Genomic DNA, 25,071 nt, shown 5'->3' on the forward strand with positions numbered 1-25,071 from the left:
ACAGGACTATTTTATATACTGCACTTAAGTTTCGCGAAGCAAAATAATCTGCGAGATCATTCTGTCGTTTTTACAATCAGCGTTATTTTTTCTCCATTCCCGGTTTTGCTTTGACCAAGCCAGGTAATTCTTTCGTATCGATCCATTGCCCTTCATATTCCTGCTTCCAATCCCATTTCCACCGGCGATGGCTCCATAAATAATTATCAGGTTGTTCGCGGATAGCAGCTTCCAGGAAATCCCTGTACAACAGGGTGAGTTCCCCTTTTGCCAGTGATGCACCATCTTCGGTGATGATGGTGGGCTCAAATTGATAATATCCTCTCCTTATTTTTACAAATTTTACAAATACCACCGCCGTATTATTATTTCTGGCGCCGGTTTCGGGGCCGGATACAAACGGGGCAGGTTTGGAAAAAAAGTACATCCAGGAAGCCGTTTGAGGCACACCGGGATTTTGATCGGCTGCCAGTCCCAATGAATATTGTTTGCTGAAAAGACAGGAATCACGTTGCTTGAATTCCTGGGCACACACCAGGATGGTACCACGTTTGGAGCGAAGATCATAAAATATCTTATCCAGCACTTTGTTGCTGATGCGCATATAAACGCCTATCCAGGGAATGGACAGATTGTTCACAACAGCATAATTTCCATACTCCCAGTTCATCTGGTGCCCGCTGTGAAACTGTATATTCTTTCCTTTTGCAGCAATGGCATTACAGGCCGACATATCCATCTTCGCCCTTTTGCAGATCTGTTTGTCCGAAAGGCTGAGTAGCTTGATCGTTTCGAGGAATGTGTCGATGAGATTGCTGTAAAATTGCCGGGCGATCTTGTTCAGTTCAGCTGGCTTTTTTTCAGGGAATGCAATTGCCAGATTGTGCAGGACTACTTTTTTGCGATAGCCAACAATATGGAACATCACAAAAGAGATAAAATCGCTTAGACGGTAAATGATGAAAAATGGCAATAGAGAAAAAGCATAAAGCAGTCCGTACACCAGGTAATACATTGCAAACAATTGGGTTAAAAAATGGTACTCATTCAATGCTGTACCACATAGATGACCCGTGCCGGCTACAATATTGTATTCTGTAAGATCGTATTTCTATCCGGATAATCCGTGTTAAAATGCAGCCCCCTGCTTTCCTTTCTCAATTCGGCGCTTTTTACGATGAGATAAGAAACCGTGATCATATTGCGGAGTTCGCAAAGCTGAGGGGAAACTTCAAGTTTTTCATACAGCGTTTCTGTTTCTTCATGAAGCAGATCCAGCCTGCGGTTTGCCCGCTTCAGACGTTCATTATTTCGTACGATACCGACATAATCACTCATCAGTAATTTCATTTCCTTCAGGCTTTGCGTGATGAGGATCATTTCTTTTGGAGCTGTTGTGCCTTCTGCATTCCAATCCGGAATCGCAGTCTCCGGACGAAGCTGCCCCTCGTTTTCATTCAGCAACCGCACACTGTCTTTATATGCCCTGTGGGCAAAAACCATTGCCTCCAGCAGGCTGTTGCTTGCAAGCCTGTTGGCCCCGTGAAGCCCGGTGCTGGCGCATTCGCCGGCTGCATATAAATATTTGATGGAAGTACGTGCCCATTCATCCGTTTTCACACCACCGCAACTGTAGTGGGCCGCGGGTGAAACCGGTATCATATCTTTTGCCACATCGATCCCGATGCTTTTACATTTTGCATGAATATTCGGAAAGTGCTCCAGGAATTTTTCCTGGTCCATATGGCGGCAATCTAGGTACACAAATTCGGTACCGTTTATTTTCATTTCATTATCGATCGCTCTGGCCACAATATCCCTTGGTGCAAGATCTTTGCGCTCGTCGTAACGCTCCATGAAAGCCTCCCCCTGTGCATTGCGGAGGATACCCCCATCGCCCCTAACCGCTTCCGTTATAAGAAATGACTGGCCGCGTACTCCCGCTTCATACAATGCTGTGGGGTGAAACTGTATGAATTCCATATTCTCGATACGGCCTTTGGCACGATACAGCATCGCTACCCCATCGCCGGTAGCAATCGCAGGGTTGGTGGTACTTCTGTATACCTGGCCATTGCCACCTGTAGCCAGTAATGTAATGCCTGCAGCAATTTTTTCAATCTTTTTCGTAGCAAGATTCAACACATATACTCCGTAACATTCAATGTCGGGTGTGCTTTTTGTAACCAGGTAACCAAGATGATGCTGGGTGATGATGTCGATCACAAAACAATGACTGATCAGTTCGATGTTGCCGGCTTTTTTTATCGCTTCCAGCAATGCACGTTCCATCTCTTTGCCGGTTACATCTTTGTGATGTAATATCCTGTTTTCGCTATGTCCGCCTTCTTTGCCCAGTTTATAATCGCCGTCTGGTTCCCTGTCGAAATTCGCTCCCCATTCTATCAGTTCGTTGATTCGCTGTACGCCTTCTTTCACCACTATTTCCACCACATGCTCATTACACAACCCATCCCCGGAAATAAGTGTATCTTTTATGTGTTTGTCAAAACTATCGTGATCAAAATCGGTCACTCCCGCAATCCCGCCCTGGGCGTACTTTGTATTCGTTTCATCACTTTGTGTCTTGGTCAGGATCGTCACCTTCTTATCAGGAAACTCCTGCGCTATTTTCAGCGCATAGGTAAGCCCTGCTATTCCGGAACCGATGATGAGGAAGTCTGTCTGCATTGGGAAATGTTTAAAAGTTCAAGAGGTTTAAGAGGTTTAAGAGGTTCAAAAGTTGAGGAAGGTCAAAACATTTTGAACCTTTTGAACTTTTGAACATTTAAACTGTATTTTCGATCCAGGCGTCATTTTCTTTCAAAAGATTGATCAGTTCGTCCACCGCCACTTCGCTGTTTATATTCTTTTTCACCACTTCTTTTCCTTTGTACAAGGTTATCTTTCCGGGGCCGCTGCCTACATATCCAAAATCAGCATCCGCCATTTCCCCCGGGCCATTTACGATACAACCCATGATGGCTATCTTCAGTCCTTTGAGATGGTTCGTCACACTCCTGATCCTGGCAGTGGTTTCCTGCAGATCAAAAAGTGTGCGGCCGCAACTCGGGCAACTGATATATTCCGTTTTGGAAATGCGGGTACGCACCGCTTGTAATATGGAGAAAGATGTATTATTTAAAAACTGGTGATTGTTTTTTGTAGGTAAATATGTCCTTCCACTCACCTGGCTGTTTTCCATTTTCGACGGGTCATTGATCAACCAGATGCCATCGCCCATTCCATCAAGGAATAAACCTCCGGCTGTAGCGGAAAAATGTATGAGCTGTTCATCCACAGTTTTGTGCATGCTTTCCACAGCAATGATCACCGGGCAGGTGATACCTTGTTCCATCAATACCGCAACAAAATTCCGCATCTGCTGCAAAGCATTTCGTGCCGAAGCGTAAATACAAAGTACTACTGTGTGATCGTTTTTGATCAGCGCCAGCAATTCGCTGCTATCTTCCGAAATATTGACGGAAATAAAATTGATCTTTAAAGATCTCTTTTCCGCGGCAGCGAAATTATTCTTGTCAAATAACGGAAAATATTTATCGTGGTCTTCTGCGTTTATCCATGACTGGTAGTCGCAGATCACCTGCAAAGTGCCCGGTAAATTAAAGCCCAGTATTTTTTCAGAAGTATATATGAAATCGGCAGCCGCGTCGGCTATATTCCATTTGTCTGTAGCTTCATTGTATGTGTATCCGATCGTCTGAAGATCAGCAGGGGCAATAGTTTCAGCCAGCATAAAATCTGCCAGCACTACCGGTACATGCCTGCTGCCGATGTTCAGCACTTCATGGCTTTTGCAGCGTTGATATTCAAAAGGGGAATAAGGCAGTTTTATATTTTCTACTACATGTTTTTTTTCTTCGTCGTAAGGCAGATCGGCATATCGTTTCACCAGGTCTTTACAAACCGGTATTTCAAATTCGGGATCTTCGGTGAGGCTTACACGGATAGTATCGCCGATACCATCTTCGAGCAAACTGCCGATACCGATCGCGGATTTTATCCGTCCATCTTCACCATCGCCTGCTTCGGTTACACCAAGGTGCAGGGGATAACATTCGCCAAACTCCTGCATCATATGTTGTATCAGCAGGCGGTAAGCCTGTACCATTACCAGGGGGTTGCTGCTTTTCATGCTCAGTATTATCTGGTGATAATCAAGGCTGCGGGCGATGCGCAAAAATTCCATAGCGCTTTCCACCATTCCGTTCGCCGTATCGCCATAACGGCTCATAATGCGGTCACTGAGGCTTCCATGATTGGTGCCAATACGCATAGCAGTGCCATGCTCTTTGCAGATAAGCACCAGCGGGGTAAACCTTTCGCGGATGCGTTCTATCTCTTCCGCATATTCAGCATCAGTATATTCAAGTTGTTCAAACTTTTTCTTATCGACATAGTTACCGGGATTCACCCTCACTTTTTCCACAATCCTCGCGGCAATTTCAGCGGCATTTGGCGTAAAATGGATATCTGCAACTAACGGAGTCGTATACCCTCTTTTGTGCAGCTCTTCTTTTATTACCTTAAGATTTTCAGCTTCATTTTTTGAAGGCGCTGTTATGCGTACCAGTTCGGCCCCGGCCTCGATACAACGAATGGTTTGCTGCACCGTGGCTTCTGTATCCATGGTATCCGTAGTGGTCATGGTTTGTACCCGGATGGGATGATGCCCACCAATGACAAGCCCGCCAACTTTAACTTCACGTGTGATCAGCCGTTTATATTCCTTTAAATTCCCGCAATAGGATTGCATAGTAAAAATTATTGCTGCAAAGGTAGACCGGAATTAATAATTAATAATGAATAATTCTTTTATTGGATAGCTATTATAAAGAGGCACCTCTGTCGGATTCAATTATTAATTGTTCATTATTAATTATTCATTGGTTTCACCAGTCTTTTTCCGGTTTATTAGGTGCATTTGCATTTACTTTATGTAGTTTATCCTGCAGGTTCTTTTCCTGCTGCTGCAGGGCTTTCAGCTTTTCTTCCGCATCCCTGGGTGTCATTTTGGAGGGCTGGGGTTTGGGCTTCTCATCCTTTTTGTCCTCTTTTTTCTGCTCCTGCTTTTGTTGTTGTTGCTGCTGTTTTTGTTGCTGCAAAGCTTTCTGAAGATTCTGCCGGGCATCATCATCATTTGGCGTAAGCCTCAATGCCGCTTTGTAAGCTTCAATGCATTCCGCCAGCTTTTTATCATTTTGCAACACTACTCCTTTGTTGTAATAAGCATTTGATTTTTGCACAGGTTTTTCCGACTGCCTGATAGATCTGTCATAAGCCTCTATCGCCGAATCTTTTCTGCCGGATTTATAATAGGCACTGCCAAGATTGTATTGCGCCACCAGGTTATTGGAATCTTTCTTCACCACTTTTTCATACGAACTTGCCGCACGGGAATAATCTTTTTTACCATACGCTTCATTACCTTCTTTGATGGTTTTATTATTTTCCTGCGCCATTGCCGCAGTCCCGGCAAGCATGAATAAAAAAGAAACTGCCGCGGGCTTCAGCCTGGACAATTTATTTCGTTTTGTTTCAGAAATAAATAATTCAATCACCAGTAATAATAATGCGATGGCAAGTAATACCTGGAAATAAGATTGATAATTGGTCAGCGATTCATCCTTAACTGCCCGTTGATCCATCGATGCCAACTGGTGGGCAAGATTGTTCACCACATTATCGGTGCTGCCAAAAAACTGGTAAGCTCCGTTGCCCGATTGAGCTATGGATTGCAGTTCTTCTTCATTGAGTTTTGAAATGACGGTATTACCTTCCGCATCTTTTTTCATAGCGCCGGTAGCTTCATCAATAATCGGGGCACCTTCTTTGGAGCCGATACCGATGGTATAGATCACCACCCCTTCGGAACCCATTTGTTTCGCCGTGCTGATGGCTCCTTCGTCGTGGTCTTCACCATCGCTGATAAGGATCACCGCCTTGTATTTTTTTTCTTTCGTATTAAAAGAAGCATAACACATTTTCAATGCATCGCCGATCACGGTTCCCTGTGTGGGTATGGATTCCGTGCTGGCGGCAGAAAGGTACATTTTTGCGGCAGCATGGTCACCGGTAAGCGGCATCTGTAAGTAAGCCTTTCCGGCAAAAACCACTATACCTATCCTGTCGTTGCCAAGTTTATCGATGAGTTTGCCGAGCAATTGTTTCGCCCTGTCAAGCCTGGTAGGCTTGATGTCCTGGGCCAGCATACTTTTGCTCACGTCGATGGCGATCATAACATCTATCCCATTGCGATCAACAAGATTATTTCCTGTGGCGCTTCGTGGATTTGCCAATGCGAGTATCAGCGCTGCCATAGCAACAAAAAGCACGATGAATTTTTTGAAAAAAGAAGCGGCCCTGTATTGCGCCAGCAATTGCTTTACCAGCAAGGGTTCGCCAATCTTTGTGATCGTTTTTTTCTTACGGTTTTTAGCCACTAAAAAAACAATTAGCATTACAGGGAGTAATGCTAATACGTAGAGAAATATGGTATATTGAAATGAAGGCATATGTCGTTATTCGCAAATTAACCTTATTGCACTCATGTTTTGTTAAAGAAACAATAAGAAATCTACATTTTGCCCTGTAAAAAACCGAGCTCTTTTAAAATATCTTTTGTGATGCCGATACGGGCCGGTTTCATATCGAAATCCTTGTCTTTAGATTTGACGAGCGTTACAAAAAAATAGACGTGTTTGTTCTCTTCCACCCAACCTACCAGCCAACCTATTGCATTGTTCGACTCATCCCATCCCCAGCCAGTCTTATAACTCAATTTGTATGCCGTATTATCTTCCTGCACCATCACTTCCCTTACTTCCTGCTGCACTGATTTGCGGAAAGGCAACTGATCGAAGTACAAACGCTTAAGCAAGCCGAGTTGTTCATCCGGTGATATTTTCAATTTATTATTGAGCCAGAAAGAATCCACCGCACCCGAAATATTTTTATTGCCATACGAAAGGCTGTCGATGAAACTTTGCATGGTATCGTGCCCGATCCTGCGGGCCACTTCCTGGTAATAGGCTACATTGCTCAGCTTGAAAGCTTTCGTCATATCCATATCCTGGTTCCAGTCGTCGTTCCATCTTTTTACTCCATCCCATTTGATCACCATCTTCGGGCTGGTGATGACGCCTGTCTGCAGCCCGATCAGTGAGTTCACGATCTTGTAGGTAGATGCGGGCAAAAAACGCGTAGTATCCAGTTCCATGTTGTAGACGGTAATTTGTCCGTCGGTGTTGTTGAGCATGGTAAAACACCCTTCCACATTCCTGGAATCAAAATATTTTTTGAGGTTGTTGTCGATCTTGGCTTTATTGACAGAGCAGGAAGAAATGGAAACAAGGAATAAGGAGGTAAGAAAAAGGAATAAGGAAGTGTTGGTTCGTTTCATTCGAAAATATATTTGATCGTTGATCGATGTTTATTTTTTTGCAGCCGGTGGGTTCAGGTGCTGCGCAGTGGCTCCCAGTGCTTCATAAAAATCCTTGCCGAACTTCCGCACCAGCGGCTCTTTCAAAAACTGGTATACCGGCACTTTCAGCTTTTTCCCAAGGGAGCAGGCTGCTTTGCAGTTGTCTTCACGTGGCTCGTAGTTGGCAAATTCAGTAACGCCGTCTTTGCTTTGTTTTACAATGATAGGGAAAAGATGGCAGCTGATGGGTTTCTTCCATTTCACTTTACCATCGAGGTAAGCCTGCTCGATGCCGCATTTCACAATGCCTTCCTTGTCGGTGATGCCGTATACGCAGATGGCGTTATTGATGGTAGGTGTTACCCAGCCATATTCTTTATCATACACATAACGTCCCTGCCGGTCGATCTCAGCACGGCTTTGTTCGGATAAATAAGGCAAAACTGCTTCCTGTACCGCATCCATTTCCTTCAATTCGTTCTTATTCAAAGGCGCGCCGGCATCGCCGTCTACGCAACAGGCACCCTTACACCTCGAAAGATCGCATACGAATTGCTCTTTAATGATCTGGTCGCTTAGCAAAACGTGGTCAATAGCTATCATGCAGCAAAGGTAGTCAATAGTGAATAGTCAATAGTCAAACCTTTGGAGTTTTTACTTAGCGTGGAATTCCTTTCTTTTGAAACTAGTAAAATAAAGGTCTTTGCAAAAAATAACAGACTTCGAAGGTTTGACTATTGACTATTCCCTATTGACTATTTCCACCGGAAGGTGGAAATAAGGTGCTCGATATCTTTTTGCAAAAAATCCTGCACCGGCCTGATGGAATCGGCATTGGGAGTAGCTTCAAAGTATAAGGCTCCGCGGATGAAATGATGGGTAGTATCGGTCATGAAGAACTGACGGCCTGTTGCGGCATTGCCACCGACTTTGAAATAAATGCCGCCAATGCCATTTTTTGTCACAAACTGACTATCCTTGATAGAACTTGCTACCTCGCCATTTTTATTGGTCAGGGTATAGGCATCGTTTCTCATGCGTTCAAATTCGTTGATGCCCAGTGAATCCCGGTAGCTGCCGTCTTTTTGTTTGATCTTATAAATGGCTTTGCCGCCGATGGCTTTATAACTTAAAAAGACCCTGGCATTGAACTGCGGAAAATCAATGTTGATCCAGAAATTATTTTCCGGGCTGGCGTCAAAATAAGTGCTGTCCTGGATAATATTGGCGTAAGCCGGGTACTGAAAACTATAAGGAAAACTCTCCCGGTTGAAATCGCGGTAGCTATGCTGCGGTAATTCGATGTTGTAATATCCTTTTTTGCGGGAAGTGTAAGGGCTGTTGCAAGCCATCCAGCAGGCAGCCGACAATGCAATGATGATCGGCAGTAAAAATTTTCTATTTGTCATGCTATTCCTGTTCGGGCTGCTTATGTTGTATGGTTATCCTCACTTTGTCAATCCTGTTCTTATTGATCTGCAAAGGCACGAGTGTAAAATCGCCCGACACCCAGGTGGTATTTTCTGCAGGAAATTCACCCGCGATCTCCAGCACCAGTCCTGCTACCGAATCGCTCTCCCCACGCACCTGATCGAAAGTATCCATAGGCAATCCCATCGCTTTGCATGCATCGTTGATCATCAGTTTCCCTTCGAAAATATAGTTGTAATCATCGATTTTTTTATTGCCGCTTTCCTCGTCGTCAAATTCATCCTTGATATCACCAATGATCTCCTCCATGATATCCTCGAGCGTTACGATGCCTGATGTGCCGCCAAATTCATCGGCAACGATGGCAAAATGTATACGCTTGTTGCGAAATTCCTGCAGAAGATCTTCAATGAGTTTTTGTTCGTGAACGAAATAAGGCGCCCTTATCAAGGTATGCCAATCGAAGTCTGAAGTTTCATGCAGATGCGGCAACAGGTCTTTTGTGTGCAACATTCCCGCAGGATCATCCAGATTATTCTTGTATACCGGCAGCCTTGAGTAGTGCAGGTCTTCCACACGTTTCAGCACATCGCTGAAACTGGTATTGTATTCTATACCGCTAACGTCCATGCGTGTACGCATGATCTGTTTCACTTCGGTATCGCCGAATTTGCGGATGCCTTTCAGTATCTGTTTTTCTTCGGAAGAAGCTTCATGTTCGGGCAGCAGGTCGATGGCATCGTCGATGCTGCTGTTGTCGAGCGCCGTGGCATTTTCGGGGGTAACCCTTTTGTCGAAATTATCGTTGAAACGCACCAGCCTCTTACTCAATCCCGAAAACAGGCTGTTGAATATTTCTATCATCAGCGAAGAAGCCGATGCAAACCTGATACGTTGGTGGGTGGCCCATACTTTGGGTAAAATTTCCGCGAACAGGACCACTAAGAATGTAATGGCAAATATCTTGATGGCAAATACATAAACGATGGAAAGTCCGAGTGGAACGATCCAGTTATCGATCAGGATATTGGCGATGAGAATGATACCGATGTTTGCCAGGCTGTTGGTGATCATCATCGAGGCCAGCAATGTTTTCGGTTGCTCAAGCATGTCGAGTATACGCCTGTAAGACGGATGGTGCCTGGTTTTCAGCACATTTATATCCTTGGTATTGAAAGAAAAAAAAGCGATCTCGCTTCCTGATACGAGAAATGAAAGCAGGAACAATATCACCAGGGTAAAAATAAGTACGGTAGCGGCAGCCGGCGTAAGTGCCAGCAGAAACAGCAACAAATGATTTGAGGTTACATATACCGAATGGTAATCCAAAGCAGGTAATTTAAGTGAACAAGATCTTCCGCAATTTTACGGAAAAATATTTTTGTATTGATAGAACTTATTTTCAATTTTATATATGCTGTCACCCCCGGCCTGATCAAAATGGCAACCTTTCATTCCCGCTTTCATCTGTAGGTGGAATATCCTCTCCGCCTAATCCTTCCATTCCTTCAAATCCACCCGGGCCGCCGCCTTCATTGCGTTTGTCGAGCATGATAAGGTTATCTCCCACTACTTCGGTAGCGAACTTTTTATTGCCTTCCTTGTCTTCCCAGCTGCGGGTTTTCAGTCGCCCTTCTATATAAACCAGGCTCCCGCGGTGCAGGTATTTTTGCGCCAGCTCAGCCAACCCACGCCATAATACCACTGTATGCCATTCTGTTTGAGAGATCAGCTTGCCACTCCTGTCCTTATATGTTTCGGTAGTTGCCAGGGAGAATTTTGCTACTCCTATATTGCCTTCCAAAAACTGGATGTCCGGATCCTTCCCTAAATTTCCTATCAGCATTACCCTGTTTACGCCTCTCATATAATGATATTTTATGAATAGATTTGTTGACAATAGCAGCGTTGTAACAAATTTAAAGATACAACTCAAAACACGAATTACACGAATTTAAACCGCGAATTACACGAATTATGTTACAAGGTTTGCATACCGTCTGATTTCCTTGTACAGCCATTAATTGTATGCCACTTTTGATCTGAGTACCTGTAATTTCTCCACACGAATATCAAAATACGCTCAGTTGTACATTCCCCCGTTGTTCGTCTTCCAGGTAAGTGTTGATGACCCGCGGAAATGCCAGTTTGCCAGTTTCGATACCGGCCAGCGACTGATACCCCGGCATGACCGGAAGAGCTTTAAGCTTCACCCGGATAAATACTGCCCGGATGGTCTGGTGCGACAATAATTGTTTGTAAACCTGTGAAACACTTTCCACAGAATAGGCCGTGCTGCCGAAAATAGATGGCAACCTTTTTTTCACCACCTGCTCAACGGGCATTTCACGTTCCTCTTCCATCAAAATAAATTCATGGAGGCTTTGCCAGATATCTTTTCCGGTGCGTTCCCGCACAAATATTTTCGTTTTGTACTCCGCGATCACATAATAAAACCAGCGGTCTTTCTTTTGCAGCTTTTTCTTCTTCACCGGCAGGGATGCTACATTTCCGGTTGCCAGTGCGTCGCATTTTTCTTTCAATATGCAGCTTACGCAAAGCGGGAGTTGTGGCTTGCAAACCGTTGCGCCAAAATCCATGATGGCCTGGTTGTAACCTGCCGGATCATGTTTATCCAGTAGCTGTTGCGCCAGCTCCGCAAATATTTTTTTTCCGGCGGTAGAATCTATGGGAATTTCGAGTCCGAAAAACCTGGCCAGTACCCGCTGTACATTTCCATCTACCACGGCGTGTGGCAGCCCGAAGGCAAAAGATGCGATTGCCGAGGCGGTATAGGCACCTACTCCCTTCAGTGCCAGTATGTTTTCGTACGTATCGGGGAATTCCCCCCCCGAATCCGAGGCTATCGATCTCGCTGAAGCTAAAAGATTGCGGCAGCGTGAGTAATATCCCAATCCTTCCCACATTTTAAACACAGCCTGATCTTCCGCTTCGGCCAGGCTTTTTACATCCGGATATTTTTTTATGAAGCGTTTGTAATAAGCCAGCCCCTGGTCCACGCGGGTTTGCTGCAGAATTATTTCGCTAAGCCAGATCTTATAAGGATCTTTTTCTCCTTTCCAGGGCATATCCCGGTCATTTTCCGTACGGTTCCAGAGCAATAACTGCTCCCTGAAAAATAACTGGTTTGTTTTTTGTATCACTATATCAAAATTACATTTTTATAAACTTGTTGGTTATCAAAGGACTATTTGGATTTTTAATATAAAAACATTAACTTACAATTAATTAAATTCCATCATATGAGAAAAGCAGATCTAATCAGCAAAATTTCTGACAAAACCGGTATCCCTAAGGTAGATGTATTGGTTACTCTTGAAACAATGTTCAAAGAAGTCAAATCTACCCTTTCCAATGGTGAGAACCTGTATATCAGGGGCTTTGGGAGCTTTATCATAAAAAAGCGTGCCGCAAAGATCGGCAGGAATATCAAGAAAAATATTGCCGTATCGATCCCCGAACACTTTATACCTGCATTCAAACCCGCAAAAGAATTTGTGCAGGAAATAAAATCTTCCCCGAATATAAAAGAAGCGCCTGAATTGAAAGATGAGAACGAAGACTAACGTACCTTCGCATCTCAATTTTTTTCAGTGAAGAAACAAATTATTTTACTCTCGTCCGGTATCATCCTGGTAGCAGCCCTGTTTTTATTCGGTAAGACTTCTGTTCCAAAGAAGCCTCTACCGCAAGCAGCTGCCGCACCTGAGAAATTATTTGATATCCAACAGTTTATACTTTCAGCTAAAGAAAAATTAACTCCTTCGCAGGCTATTTATGTAAGCAAACTGGAGAATGGCATCAGCCGTGGCGATGTTCAAACCCAGCAGATCAAGGCTTATAATGACCTTGCAAACTTCTGGAAAGACAGTGTAAAACTGTTTGAGCCCTATGCTTTTTATTTATCAGAAGGATCTAAGTTGGAAAATTCAGAAAAAAACCTGACCTTTGCAGCCCAATTATTTTTAGAGAACCTCAGAGTGGAACATGACGGGGCTAAATTGAATTGGGAAACGGCGCAGGCCATAGAGTTATTTGAAAAGGCATTGGAGCACAACCCCGAGGATGCGGATCTGAAAATAGGATTGGGAAGTGCTTATGTATTTGGTAAGGGCGGCAGTGGCAATCCACAGGAAACGATGAAAGGTATTCAACAGTTGTTATCCGTGGTGCGCAAAGATTCCACTAATATGAGGGCACAAATGGTGCTTGGGATCGGAGGCACTGTTTCGGGGCAATACGACAACGCGATCAAAAGATTGCTGAAAGTAGTGACCGCCGAGCCAGACAACCTGGAGGCCATGCTTTTCCTCGCGGATGCTTACGCAGCCAAGGGAGATAAAGCGGAAGCTATCAAATGGTACAATGCCTGCAAACACCTGAAGAGCGACAAAGGTTTCCTTCAGGCGATTGACGAGAAGATCAAATCTCTTTAAGACAGAAAGTAAGTTTACAAAAAACATATTTTAAAAATTATTTTATTCAACACAAAAAAGACTAGATATGCCTTGTGGTAAAAAAAGAAAACGTCATAAAATTGCTACACACAAGCGTAAAAAACGTTTAAGAAAGAATCGTCATAAGAAAAGATAATTGATCTTTTCCTGACTGATGCTGCATACCCGTTTGGTACGCATCAATATGCATGTTATCAAACCTCCAAAGTTTTTGAAACTCCGGAGGTTTGATACCGTGCATTTCATATTTTCCTTCCGCGATGTAAAGGTCTTACAAAAAATTTACGCTTGACCAAGGAATTAATTATTAATGCAGCGCCACAAGGTGTTGAAATTGCCTTGTTGGAAGATAAGAAACTGGTTGAACTGCATAGCGAAAAAGCTAATGCAAGCTTCGCCGTGGGAGATCTGTATCTCGGAAAAGTCAAGAAACTTATTCCGGGACTCAACGCCGCCTTTATCGAGGTAGGCTTTGAAAAGGATGCGTTCCTTCATTATACGGACCTTAGCCCGTATGTTCGTTCCATCCTCAAATTTACCAACCAGGCCATCAACGACACTTCTGAAAAAGGCCTCGACTTCTCAAAATTCAAAGTGGAGCCGGAGATCATCAAGACCGGAAAGATCACCGAAGTATTGAATGGCAAGCCAAACGTACTCGTACAGATCTTAAAGGAACCGATCGCCGCCAAAGGCCCGCGCCTCAGCTGCGAGCTTTCGCTGCCCGGAAGGTTCGTGGTGGTTACGCCATTCAATGATATCGTAGCGGTTTCCCGCAAGATACATTCCAGTGAAGAGCGGAAACGTCTCCAGAAAATTGTAGAAGCCGTAAAGCCGAAAAATCTCGGTGTGATCGTACGTACTGCTGCCGAAGGCAAACAGACGGCCGAACTGCACGAAGATCTGCTGGCGCTCGAAAACACCTGGAAGACCATCCAGCACAACCTCAAAGGTGCCGTGCCTCCCGCCAAAATATTGAGCGAGCAAGGTAAAACCACCAGCATCCTCCGTGACCTGCTGAGCGAAGACTTCAACCGCATCGTGGTAAACGATAAGAACATTTTTACCGATACAAAAAACTACATCCAACGCATTGCGCCGGATAAAGCGGATATCGTTACTTATTTTAATAATGATACCCCGATATTCGACAACTACGGTATCACCAAGCAGGTAAAAGCTGCTTTTGGTAAAACCGTCAACCTGCCAAGCGGTGCATACCTCATCATCGAGCATACGGAAGCGCTGCATGTGATAGATGTAAACAGCGGCTACAAAAGTGTAAGCAACAACCAGGAACAGAATGCACTTGAAACCAACCTTGAAGCTGCAGAGGAAATAGCCAGGCAGCTACGCCTGCGTGACCTTGGGGGCATCATCGTGGTCGATTTCATTGATATGAAATTGCTGGAGAACAAGAAGAAACTAGCTGATGCGATGGATCACTTCATGCGCCCCGACAGGGCAAAACATGCAGTGTTGCCCATCACCAAATTCGGTTTGATGCAGATCACCAGGCAGCGCATGAAGCCTGAGATGAACATCAATACCAGCGAAGTTTGTCCGAGTTGCCAGGGTACAGGAAAGATCAGCAGCACATTGATCCTGGAAGATGAGATCGGCAAAAATTTAAGTTACCTGATCATGCAGAAGCACAAAGGGCTTACAATAGAAGTTCATCCGATCCTTTATACTTACCTCACTTCAGGCTTCCCGAGCAGGAGGATGAAATGGAGCTGGAAGTACAAACAAAAAGTAAAAGTAAAAGCGAATTCTAATTATCATCTTACGGAATTCAAGTTCTTTGATGATAGTGAAGAAGAGATCAAGCTATAAAAAATGTATAATGTGAGATGTATGATGTATGATCTTTTCAGGATTATATGTCATACATTTTTTTATGCCTTATAAAATTTCGTTTTTTCAGAACTGCGAAAAAAAAATCCGATACTTTCAACCCCGGAGACATCATACATCTCACATCATAGATTGATCCCTTCCATCTGCAGTCCCTTTTTTCCTATCACTTTAATGGTTTTATTGATGCCATTCGCATTCACAGTAATGATATTTTCCCCTTCATTCAAAGGGATCCTTACATAACTCACAAATGCCGGTAAGCTTTGCCAGTTGCGGGTATCCGCTTTTTCGGTAACTGTATTTACAAGGTTTACAAGGAGCCCGGCAATTTCGCCGGCTGCTTTGGCATTCTCTTCACGCTTCTTTCGCTTCTCTTCTTTTTTTGCCTCATCGGCTTCATCTTTTTCCGATTTTTTTTCTTTGCTTTTAGCGATGCCCTCCGTGGCGGACTGTGCTCCTTTTTCCACCAGTTTTTTGGTGAGTTGTCGTGCCAATGCATTGGTAAGCTCGGTAAGAAATCTTTCTTTTAAAATATTTACAGCTACGCTATTGAGATTTTGCCCCAGCTCCGGCGTGTATGCGGTTCCGTTGATGGTGATCGTTTTGTTTACCGGGTTGCTGTAATGAACACGGTATACCGGCATTGCTACCCTTATTGCCCGTACAGAACTAAGCCGGGTTTCGGAAATGCTATAAGCGTTGTAGTCAAATGGCAGGTTGGAACTGTTGCCATCCTGATCCAGGAAAGTGAAATTGCCTAACCCGCCGGAAGCGGTCGTCAGCATGAAATTCCGTTCTTCTTTTACAGGCGCCTGCCCTTCATCGAGAAATAATACCAGCTCACCGGCAGCAGATGTTTGGGGGGTATAAGCCATATTGAACAATTTTCCGTAACGCTCTACATCGCTGGTGAACCCCATGGCAGCAGCCGAACGTAGCAGGTCCTGCCGCAGCTGTGCCGGCATGTTTACCCCGTAATACCCGTTGCCGGATTCCAGGTAAGTATCTGCCGCATTACGATAAGAAATGAACGCATTGTTCATATCACCTGCCATCTCATAGATCATCCCCTGCACGTTCAGCGCAAAAGCATCTTTACTGTATTTTTTGTTGGGGTTTTTAAATTTGTCCTCCTGCGCATCTGTTGAAAGCGTGATGCGACGGGCTTCTACAACAGCTTCATCCGTTTGGCCAAGGGCCGCATAATTGAGCGCTTTGTAATAATGCAACATGAACTGCTCAAAATCTTCCCCGCGATATGATTGCATCATCGGGTTTACCAGGTTGCTGAGCGCAACGTCTTTCGCCGATTTACGGGCAGCTTCAATGTAATCATCTGCCTGGTTGAAATAGCGGTTGCTGTTTTCAAGATCCCCTTTCAACCGGTATGTTCTTCCCATTTCCAGGAAATACAAAAGCTGGTTACGGTCGCGTTTAATGAGCTTGTTGCTTTCGAGATTCTTTAATGCCTTGTCATACTGCTGCGAACGGATATTGCTGTAATAAGCATCCATCGACTTGTTGTATGTAGCGCAGGAAAAAAAGAAAACGGGCAGCAGTAAAATAAGGTATGCCCGTTTTATAAAAAAGTTCATCTCGTTCGCATTTAATGATGGGTTCTGGCTGAGATTAATTCTTCACATTTTTCGCGATCTTTTTCTCGCCGATCCACACCACTTCGTTGGTTTCTATATTTGTCAGCTCCAGATTGACCTGGTAAGTAACGGTCTTTTTCCTTTTATAGGCATCAACGATCGAATTGATAGAACCTTGCAGGATAAAATCCGCTCCATTTTCCAACCCGAATTTTTTCATCGTGCTCACAGAAGCATTTGTTTGCTGATCCGCTTTTTCCGCACGCAATTCCTCACGCTTTTTCCCGCTTTGCACTAATCCTATTTTCGAAGAAGTGATGAAAGAACGTTCCAGGTCTTTCATGAAAGTTTCAGCTTCAATGTGTTCGTGGCTTTTATTGGTAACCATACCAACTATCACCACCGGTTTTTTGCCTTTGGCCTGCACATAATCGCCGATCCATTTTTCTGTCAGTATCTGGCTGGTCAATTCTTCGGCAGTCAGGCGGCTGTCGGTATTGTTCCATTTGCCGCTGATGTCCGGCGTATCAACAGGATCAATGCGGGTAACTTTACGGCTGCAGGCTGTTGTAACCAAAAGAATGGCGGCTGTTGCGTATAAAAAGATCGATTTCATGTATGTTTTTTTAAATGATGAGCGAAAGTAGCCATCTGCCATTCTCAGCAAACAGCCTGAATATGTGAAAGGAAGTAATGGATAATTGTATAATGGATAATGTATCCAAACCGGATGTCATTACATAAAGGATAAGAACTTTGGGGTAAATGCATTATCCATTATACAATTATCCATTATCCATTATCACCATCCCCGTCTCCAGCCATTCCTGCGGAAGCCCGGAGCATACCTGTAAGGAGAATAATAATTGTTGTCGTATGGACTGTAGAAGTTGCCATATTGCGCCCGCAGCAGCCTGCGTTCGCGGCGGTCGTTGTAGCGTTGAAGCTTACGTTCCTGTTTGGCTTCGTACCAATCGTAGGCTTTGTAAGTCTGTTGAACCGTTGTGTTCATGTTCACCAGCAACTGATCCTGGGCCTTGATATACCTGTCGCGGCTTTCCGCATACCTTGGGTTTTGGTCGGGAGCCAGGGTTGTTTCCTGAGCATGGGCGGCAAAGCCTGCCAGTGCTACAAAAAAGGAGAGTAATATTTTTTTCATAAAGTCTGTTTTAATTGTCAGAACAAATGTACTGCTCAATTCCAACTTTCAAAATAACATGACCATATGAATATCACCATTAACAAAAATTTAAATCATAACGCACTTATAATGAACCACTTACTAATTTATTTAAAAAGTGCTACTGTCTTGCAGCTACCAGTATACCCGGTAATGGATCGGAATTATGTAAGGTTGAAGATTTGGCAGCAGTACGGTTTACAGCCAGCCACGACAAGGCGGCTTTTTCTGCCAGTACATATACCACGGCTGCTGCTGTAAACATCAACCCACCACGTGATACGATGATGAACAGGTTGCTCAATTCTTCGGAAAAGCTGAATTGGAAATCCCAGAACATTACGCGGATGACGGTGTAAAAACAAAGGCAGATCACTGCTCCAACGATAAAGCTCTTGGCGGCTACTCTTAAAATGTAAGACTGTTTCATAAAAAATAAATTGCTTTTTTGGATTAATTTTCTTGTAGGGGGTAGCAATTATTGATTGTAGGGCAAAGTAAAGGGCAGCATGGTGTGTGAGCAGATACTTTTTAACGAATGGCGGGAAACTAACAACGAATGGTTTCAGACTTCGTGCAGTAGTTTTATAATGCCTTGAAATTGCTCAAAAGAGTATCTATTTTGGGCTTTAGTAGATCCAGCTGGCCATTTTGGCTAGTACATACTATCATGTACATATTTTCCCGCCGGCTTAAATAGTAGACCATTTGCTCTACTTCACCGCTTGGTTTTTTAGAACGTATGCGGTAATGTACCCAGACAAAATTGTAATCGCCTGTCTGCAATGTTCCTTTGCCGAGGTTTTGTACTTTGAACATAGTTTTTTTTATCCCTTTATCCGTATTAAGGGCAAATTCCTCCTCCGTCCTCTTAGACCTATCTACAGAAATTATGATGTTTGCGGTTCCCGGATGATCGATGCTGATATTTGGTGCCCACATTTGAAGGTGTTGACTTTCATTTCTTGGTGTGGAATCGATTAGCCATCCGGGGATATGGCTAACCTGAAAAGTACCTCTGTGGCTTCTTGGTTTACAGGCCGCAAGGAACACTAACAACATTAAGAAGTAATAGGTAATAAATTTCATGATTGGGAAGGGATTTAAGCCTGAAATTAGTAAAAACGAGAGTATTCCTTTCAACTCTGCAGAAGCTGGATAAAAGCACACCAGGCTGTTTTCGGCTATCTGAGCCCGGATAACTAAAAATCTTAAAAATTCTTAATTCTTAATGCGTAATTCTTAATTTTTCCCCCTACTTTTGCAACCCATTTGCGGATGTGGCGAAATTGGCAGACGCACCAGACTTAGGATCTGGCGCCGCGAGGCGTGTAGGTTCGACCCCTATCATCCGCACAAAACTACCTGAATCCTCCCCTTTGGGGAGGTATTTTTTTAGAACGATATTAAAAACAATAACAATGGCAACAGTAGTTAGAGAAAACATCGGTTTATTAAACGATAAGCTGACTGTAAAAATTTCGAAAGAAGATTACCTTCCTTCTTTTGAGAAAAAATTAAAAGAATATAGCAAAACCGCAAATATCCCGGGCTTCCGCAAAGGAATGGTTCCGGCCGGACTGATCAAAAAAATGCACGGTGCAGGTATTTTCACCGATGAATTGCTGCGTACGGTAGAAAAAGAATTGTACACTTACCTCAACGAGGAAAAACCTGAAATTTTCGCACAGCCGCTTCCATTGGAAACAGATATGAGCAAGATCGATATGAACAATCCTGCGGATTACGAATTCGGTTTTGAGATCGGCCTGAAGCCCACTTTTGAAATCGCCGACGTAAGCAAGGCAAAACTTACCTTGAACAAAGTAGCGGTTACCGAAGAAATGCTCGATAAAGAAATCGCCGGGATGCAGGAAAGAGGCGGAAAAGTGACTGACATTGACGCAGTAGAAGGTGAAGGGAATACGATCACTGCCCTGTTTACTGAAACGGACGAAAATGGTGCAGTAGCAGAAGGTGGTATCAGCAAAGAAACTGCATTGACCCTGGGCCAGTTTAATGCAAAAACGCAAAAAGCACTAAAAGGCAAAAAAGCCGGCGACAGCATCACTACACAACTGGACAAAGCTTTTGATAAAAAAGAAATTGAAACCGTATTGCAGTCCCTGGAACTGACCGAAGATGCAGCGGCTAAAACTTTCTCTGTTCAGGTTGTAAAAGTTGGGCAGCGCGAAAACAGGGAATTGAACGAAGAGTTCTTCAACGAAATATTCCCGGGCAAAGGGATCAAGACTGAACAGGAATTGCGTACAGAATTGAAAAACGAGATCGAAGCATATTGGGCTGCTCAAAGCCGCAATCAACTGCACGATCAGCTGTATCACTACCTGATCGACGAAACCAAAATGGAATTCCCTGAAGCATTCCTTACCCGTTGGTTAGAAAACGGTGGCGATAAACCTAAAACCCCGGAACAGGCAAAAGAAGAATACCCCGGCTTCAGCAACCAGTTGAAATGGACGCTTATCAGCGATCGCCTGATCACTGAAAATAAATTGCAAGTGACTGACGAAGAGCTTAAAGAAAGCATGAGGAACGAAGTAACGCGTTATTTCGGCCAGATGAACATGGGCGAAGATATGAGCTGGCTCGACAGCTATATCGACCGCATGATGAAAGATGAAAAACAAGTGGATGCTACTTACCGCAGGCTGATCACCGATAAAGTGTTCAGTTTTGTAGAAGGCAACGCAAAGCCCAAAGAAAAATCCGTAACCCCGGAAGAACTCACGGCTATGCAGCACAATCATCAGCACTAAGAAACGGCCTCACCCCACCCTCTCTCCAGGGAGAGGGGCCGCGAAGGGGCGTCGTTTAGGTCATAGTTTATAATATTCACTCCAGGCATTATGTCTGGAGTTTTTTATTCAACTTGCATTAGTATCAAAATTTCTCAAATTAAAAACTCCCAGCTTCCAGCTCCCTCTCCGTGGAGAGGGGTTGGGGAAAGGCCATGAAAAAAACTTTAGTCATAAAACTCGGCACTGCCACTATCACCGACAATGTGGGAAAGATCAGCACTTCCACCATCCGTAAACTGGCCGAAGAGATCTCGTTGCTGAGCAAAACTTACAACATCGTGCTGGTATCAAGCGGAGCCGTGGGAAGTGGCAGATCGGCGTTTAAAAATTACCAGGGCACATTAACGGAACGTAAAGCGGCGGCGGCTGTGGGCAACCCGGTGTTGATACGGTTGTATCATAAATATTTCTTCAAATACGGAATTACCGTAGCACAGGCTTTGTGCGAACGCCATCATTTTTCCAATCGTGGACAGTTCCTGCAACTCAAGCAGACATTTGAAGAATTCTGGCGCAACGATATTTTGCCGGTAGTAAATGAGAATGACCTGGTGAGTAATGTGGAACTGAAGTTTTCTGACAATGACGAACTTGCCACCCTGATCGCTGTTGGGTTTGATGCAGATACGCTGATCATTTGCACCACTGTCGGAGGATTGAAAGACCATGACAAAAACATCATCCCGAAAGTTGAAAAGATCGATGCTTCTGTGATGGGTTTTGTAACAAAAGAAAAGACTTCTACCGGACTTGGTGGTATGCTGAGTAAACTTTCTTCCGCAAAGCTGGCTGTTTCGCTGGGCATAAAAGTTATCATCTGCGGACTAAGAGGAGCCATGCCGTTGACCACAGCATTGAAAGGAAAAGCAGGTACACAGTTTGTTCCCAAGCAGGCCAACCTGAAGGCCAGGCAAAAATGGCTGGCAAGCGGCTCTATCACACCGGGAAATATTACGGTGGATAATGGAGCAGCAAAAGCATTGCAAAACCGTAAGAGTTTGTTGAGCATCGGCATCAAAAACATCCAGGGGAATTTCATTTCCGGCGAAGCGGTTCAACTCGTTAATGAAAGCGGTGAAGTTATTGGTGTGGCAAAAACAAAAATGAGTTCGGCAGAGCTGGAGAAACAACTGGCTGCAAAAAATATCATTGCGGCACACGCGGATGACATAGTTTTATTTTTATAAACGATAATTATGGTGATCTCTATTATATCTTCTTTAAAGAAAACAGCGACGGCTTCCATTGCGCTTCAATCGGCTTCTGATGCTGTGCTGAAGCGCACGCTGGTTTCGCTGGCGAAAGTATTGGAACAAAATATTCCGGCATTGCTAAAAGCCAATCAAAAAGATATCGCCCAACAGGAGGCGGGCAACCCCAGGCTGGATCGCCTGCTGCTGAATGAGCAACGCATCAAAGCGATTGCCAACAGCATCCGCAATGTGAGCAAGCTTCCAAACCCTTCCAATAAAATTATTGAACAACGTATTTTGCCCAACGGGCTTCGTTTAAAAAAGATAGCAGTTCCATTGGGAGTAGTGGGTGCCATTTATGAAAGTCGCCCGAATGTAACTTTTGACATTGCGGCGCTTTGTCTGCGCAGTGCCAACGCCTGTGTACTCAAAGGCAGCAGTGACGCGGAGTTCACCAACAAGGCGGCGATCAGTATCATCCAAAACGCATTGGAAGAAAACGGGCTGCCAAAAAACGCAGTGACGCTGTTGCCTTCGGCGAGGGAAACGGTGAATGAATTATTTACTGCGACGAAATACATCGACGTGCTGATTCCGCGGGGTTCGGATAACCTGATCCAATATGTACGTAAGAACAGCCTGGTGCCTGTAATAGAAACCGGTGCCGGCGTATGCCATGTTTATGTTGCGGCTGATGCCGATATCGAAATGGCGGTGAACATTGTGGTAAACGCAAAGGTCAGCCGCCCTTCTGTCTGCAATGCGATGGATACTTTGCTTATCGATGAAAAAACAGCACCGGCTTTTTTGGAACAATTAAAACCAGCATTCTCAAAATATTCGGTCGGTATTTATGCGGATACAAACGCATACAAACGTTTAACAGGCTACCCTCATTTACATAAAGCAAAACCTGCCGATTTTGACCGGGAATTCCTCAGCCTGCAATGTGCGGTAAAAATAGTGAGTGGCCTGCAAGAGGCATTATTGCATATCCGGGAACACTCCACCAAACATTCGGAAGCGATCGTTACCAACAATAAAAAAGAAGCACAGTTGTTTTTACAGCAGGTAGATGCCGCGGCGGTATATCATAATGCATCTACAAGATTTACGGATGGGGAAGAATTCGGGCTGGGCGCAGAAGTGGGTATCAGCACACAAAAGCTGCATGCCCGCGGACCGTTTGCGCTGGAAAAGCTGGTTACGGAAAAATGGGTGGCAGAAGGGAACGGGCAGGTGCGTTGATGGATTGACTACCGGGAGTAGACTACCGCAGGTTGACTACCGCAGGTTGACTACCGAGAGTAGACTACCACGGGTTGACTACCGGGAGTTGACTACCGCAGGTGGACTACCCTTCCGGTTTCCCGTAAAAGGTTGCGCTTACATGTTAATACATTTATAGCTAACCAAACAAACTGTGCCTAATATGGAATTCAAAGACCAGATCAAATTACTTGCCGACCGTGTGAGTAAAATGAAAGATAAGATCCAGACAGAAGAAGCTACCAAAAACGCGTTCATCATGCCGTTCATACAAGCGATGGGGTATGATGTTTTTAACCCTTTGGAAGTTGTTCCCGAGTTCGTCGCGGATATTGGTATCAAAAAAGGAGAAAAGGTAGACTATGCCATCATCAAAGACGGAGAACCGATCATCCTGATAGAATGCAAACATTGGTCGGCCGACCTGGACCCTCACAACAGCCAGCTTTTCCGGTATTTTCATACTACCAAAGCCAAATTTGGCATACTCACAAATGGGATAGTCTTCAGGTTTTATACCGATCTCGTGGAAAATAATAAAATGGATGAAAAACCATTTTTCGAATTCCGCATCGATGATATGAAAGAAGCCCAGGTAGAAAAGCTAAAGGAATTCAGCAAGGATAGTTTCAACCTCGAGATGATCAATAATACAGCCAGCGAATTGAAATACATGTCGGAGCTGCGGAATATGATCGTGAAAGAAATAAGCGAGCCTACCGAGGAATTCGCCAAATATTTTGCGAGGACAGTTTACCATTCCGTAGTTACAGCTAAAGTGCTGGATCAGTTCAAAAACCTTGTTAAGCGCACATTTCATCAGTATATCAACGATGCCATCAACGAACGCCTGAAAACCGCATTGGCTACCGAACAGCAGAAAGCGAATGAGATCGCACAAATGGAGCTGGGCCAAAAACCGGCCGAGCCCAACGTGATAACTACCCCGGAAGAAACGGAGGCATTCTACATCATCCGGGCGATCGTTTGTGCTAAAGTAAACGTGAGCAGGATCACGATCCGCGACAATCAATCTTATTGCGGAGTGCTGCTCGACGACAACAACCGCAAGCCAATCTGCAGGTTGCATTTTAACGCGAAGAAAAAACAGGTTTCTTTTTTTGATGAAGGAAAAGAAGAAAAAGTAACTATTGAAGAAAGTACCCAGCTATACGAATTTTCTTCGAGACTGATAAAAACGATCGAATATTATGAAAAAAAATTAAAAGATATTTCCACAACTCCAATCGCCGAGTAAAACAACATACATCAAGCAGGAAAACAACATGCAGCCGTGTTGTTTTCCTCATTTTTAATACCATAGCAGATTATACCTTCACGCCATAGTTGATTACAACGAATATCAGCATGGCCAGCACTACTATTTTAAAGGAATCTTCAGACAAAAGTGAATGCTTTGTATTTTCTCCTTCTGCATTGTTGGAACTTTACCATAATGTTGTTCTTTCCTGCACAGATAGTGATATACATAGGTTGAAAGGTATTTTTTTGAAAACAGATAAACCATCATACGGCGGGTTTTTCTACAACGATATCAAAGATGAATCCGGAGATCAATCAATGACCTTAAAAACGCCAGGGGTTTATCATCATCAATTACAGAATAATCAATTGATAGAAATTCACGGGTTCAAGACAAGCAGGCTTAATAAGAAAGGGAATTTTGATAATACGTTCAATATCGTATAAATGATTTCGTCTTCCGACCATACACGATTGGCAAAGGAATCTGATAAGCTCAAAATACTGAGCGAAAAAGCCAGGATAGGTATAAAAGA

23 protein-coding genes and 1 tRNA gene are annotated in these 25,071 nt (G+C 44.0%); 9 read left to right on the top strand and 15 right to left on the bottom strand.

The window, feature by feature from the left end:
• Positions 1-82: 82 nt before the first annotated feature.
• The 10 genes from EGI32_RS16155 to mutY all read right to left on the bottom strand — a co-directional run bounded on the left by EGI32_RS16155 (position 83) and on the right by mutY (position 12,039).
• Positions 83-1,015: a lysophospholipid acyltransferase family protein gene (locus tag EGI32_RS16155; RefSeq protein ID WP_255156395.1), complete on the bottom strand. Its 933-nt coding sequence runs from the start codon at positions 1,013-1,015 to the stop codon at positions 83-85.
• A 65-nt stretch (positions 1,016-1,080) separates the two neighbouring features.
• Complete coding sequence (gene nadB, locus EGI32_RS16160; protein ID WP_255156396.1) at positions 1,081-2,691, bottom strand: L-aspartate oxidase; 1,611 nt, start codon at positions 2,689-2,691, stop codon at positions 1,081-1,083.
• 97 nt (positions 2,692-2,788) lie between these two features.
• A complete protein-coding gene (ispG, locus tag EGI32_RS16165) occupies positions 2,789-4,777 on the bottom strand; it encodes a (E)-4-hydroxy-3-methylbut-2-enyl-diphosphate synthase (RefSeq protein ID WP_255156397.1) in 1,989 nt (662 codons plus the stop codon).
• Positions 4,778-4,913: 136 nt separating this feature from the next.
• The gene (locus EGI32_RS16170; RefSeq protein ID WP_255156398.1) at positions 4,914-6,482 is read right to left on the bottom strand and encodes a VWA domain-containing protein; all 1,569 of its coding nucleotides are present in this window, start codon (positions 6,480-6,482) and stop codon (positions 4,914-4,916) included.
• A 116-nt stretch (positions 6,483-6,598) separates the two neighbouring features.
• On the bottom strand, positions 6,599-7,423 hold the full coding sequence (gene blaOXA / locus EGI32_RS16175; protein ID WP_255156399.1) for a class D beta-lactamase: 825 nt from the start codon (positions 7,421-7,423) through the stop codon (positions 6,599-6,601).
• Positions 7,424-7,453: 30 nt separating this feature from the next.
• Positions 7,454-8,047, bottom strand: a complete 594-nt coding sequence (locus tag EGI32_RS16180; RefSeq protein WP_255156400.1) for a DUF3109 family protein — start codon at positions 8,045-8,047, stop codon at positions 7,454-7,456.
• A gap of 152 nt (positions 8,048-8,199) precedes the next feature.
• Positions 8,200-8,853: a hypothetical protein gene (locus EGI32_RS16185; protein ID WP_255156401.1), complete on the bottom strand. Its 654-nt coding sequence runs from the start codon at positions 8,851-8,853 to the stop codon at positions 8,200-8,202.
• Between the two features lies 1 nt (position 8,854).
• On the bottom strand, positions 8,855-10,204 hold the full coding sequence (gene gldE / locus EGI32_RS16190; protein WP_255156402.1) for a gliding motility-associated protein GldE: 1,350 nt from the start codon (positions 10,202-10,204) through the stop codon (positions 8,855-8,857).
• A gap of 106 nt (positions 10,205-10,310) precedes the next feature.
• On the bottom strand, positions 10,311-10,742 hold the full coding sequence (locus EGI32_RS16195; protein ID WP_255156403.1) for a single-stranded DNA-binding protein: 432 nt from the start codon (positions 10,740-10,742) through the stop codon (positions 10,311-10,313).
• 205 nt (positions 10,743-10,947) lie between these two features.
• Positions 10,948-12,039 (bottom strand): A/G-specific adenine glycosylase, encoded by a 1,092-nt coding sequence (gene mutY, locus EGI32_RS16200; protein WP_255156404.1) that lies wholly within the window; start codon positions 12,037-12,039, stop codon positions 10,948-10,950.
• Between the two features lie 84 nt (positions 12,040-12,123).
• On the opposite strand from mutY, the gene EGI32_RS16205 reads away from it, so the two are divergent.
• The 3 genes from EGI32_RS16205 (at position 12,124) to EGI32_RS16220 (ending at position 15,189) form a co-directional block, all read left to right on the top strand.
• Entirely contained in the window at positions 12,124-12,462 is a 339-nt protein-coding gene (locus EGI32_RS16205) for an HU family DNA-binding protein (RefSeq protein ID WP_255156425.1), read from the top strand.
• Between the two features lie 27 nt (positions 12,463-12,489).
• A complete protein-coding gene (locus EGI32_RS21425) occupies positions 12,490-13,332 on the top strand; it encodes a tetratricopeptide repeat protein (protein WP_255156405.1) in 843 nt (280 codons plus the stop codon).
• 309 nt (positions 13,333-13,641) lie between these two features.
• Positions 13,642-15,189 carry an Rne/Rng family ribonuclease gene (locus EGI32_RS16220; protein WP_255156406.1) on the top strand — a complete coding sequence of 516 codons (1,548 nt, stop codon included), beginning with the start codon at positions 13,642-13,644 and terminating at the stop codon, positions 15,187-15,189.
• 146 nt (positions 15,190-15,335) lie between these two features.
• On the opposite strand, the gene EGI32_RS16225 is transcribed toward EGI32_RS16220, so the two are convergent.
• The 5 genes from EGI32_RS16225 to EGI32_RS16245 all read right to left on the bottom strand — a co-directional run bounded on the left by EGI32_RS16225 (position 15,336) and on the right by EGI32_RS16245 (position 19,077).
• Positions 15,336-16,808, bottom strand: a complete 1,473-nt coding sequence (locus EGI32_RS16225; RefSeq protein WP_255156407.1) for a COG3014 family protein — start codon at positions 16,806-16,808, stop codon at positions 15,336-15,338.
• A gap of 34 nt (positions 16,809-16,842) precedes the next feature.
• On the bottom strand, positions 16,843-17,424 hold the full coding sequence (locus EGI32_RS16230) for a penicillin-binding protein activator LpoB (protein WP_255156408.1): 582 nt from the start codon (positions 17,422-17,424) through the stop codon (positions 16,843-16,845).
• A gap of 186 nt (positions 17,425-17,610) precedes the next feature.
• Entirely contained in the window at positions 17,611-17,967 is a 357-nt protein-coding gene (locus EGI32_RS16235) for a hypothetical protein (RefSeq protein WP_255156409.1), read from the bottom strand.
• Positions 17,968-18,109: 142 nt separating this feature from the next.
• Positions 18,110-18,418 carry a hypothetical protein gene (locus EGI32_RS16240; protein WP_255156410.1) on the bottom strand — a complete coding sequence of 103 codons (309 nt, stop codon included), beginning with the start codon at positions 18,416-18,418 and terminating at the stop codon, positions 18,110-18,112.
• 155 nt (positions 18,419-18,573) lie between these two features.
• Entirely contained in the window at positions 18,574-19,077 is a 504-nt protein-coding gene (locus EGI32_RS16245; protein WP_255156411.1) for a hypothetical protein, read from the bottom strand.
• Positions 19,078-19,262: 185 nt separating this feature from the next.
• On the opposite strand from EGI32_RS16245, the gene EGI32_RS16250 reads away from it, so the two are divergent.
• From EGI32_RS16250 to EGI32_RS16275, 6 genes are all read left to right on the top strand, one after another.
• A tRNA-Leu gene (locus tag EGI32_RS16250) sits at positions 19,263-19,344 on the top strand.
• A 65-nt stretch (positions 19,345-19,409) separates the two neighbouring features.
• Positions 19,410-20,768, top strand: a complete 1,359-nt coding sequence (gene tig / locus EGI32_RS16255) for a trigger factor (protein WP_255156412.1) — start codon at positions 19,410-19,412, stop codon at positions 20,766-20,768.
• Positions 20,769-20,962: 194 nt separating this feature from the next.
• Positions 20,963-21,997, top strand: coding sequence for a glutamate 5-kinase (gene proB, locus EGI32_RS16260; RefSeq protein ID WP_255156413.1), 1,035 nt, complete (start codon positions 20,963-20,965; stop codon positions 21,995-21,997).
• A 9-nt stretch (positions 21,998-22,006) separates the two neighbouring features.
• Complete coding sequence (locus EGI32_RS16265) at positions 22,007-23,251, top strand: glutamate-5-semialdehyde dehydrogenase (protein ID WP_255156414.1); 1,245 nt, start codon at positions 22,007-22,009, stop codon at positions 23,249-23,251.
• Positions 23,252-23,435: 184 nt separating this feature from the next.
• A complete protein-coding gene (locus EGI32_RS16270; RefSeq protein WP_255156415.1) occupies positions 23,436-24,530 on the top strand; it encodes a type I restriction endonuclease in 1,095 nt (364 codons plus the stop codon).
• 110 nt (positions 24,531-24,640) lie between these two features.
• On the top strand, positions 24,641-24,982 hold the full coding sequence (locus EGI32_RS16275) for a hypothetical protein (RefSeq protein WP_255156416.1): 342 nt from the start codon (positions 24,641-24,643) through the stop codon (positions 24,980-24,982).
• Positions 24,983-25,071 lie beyond the last annotated feature (89 nt).

The organism is Ferruginibacter sp. HRS2-29 (genome assembly GCF_024343615.1).
GTDB lineage: Bacteria > Bacteroidota > Bacteroidia > Chitinophagales > Chitinophagaceae > Ferruginibacter.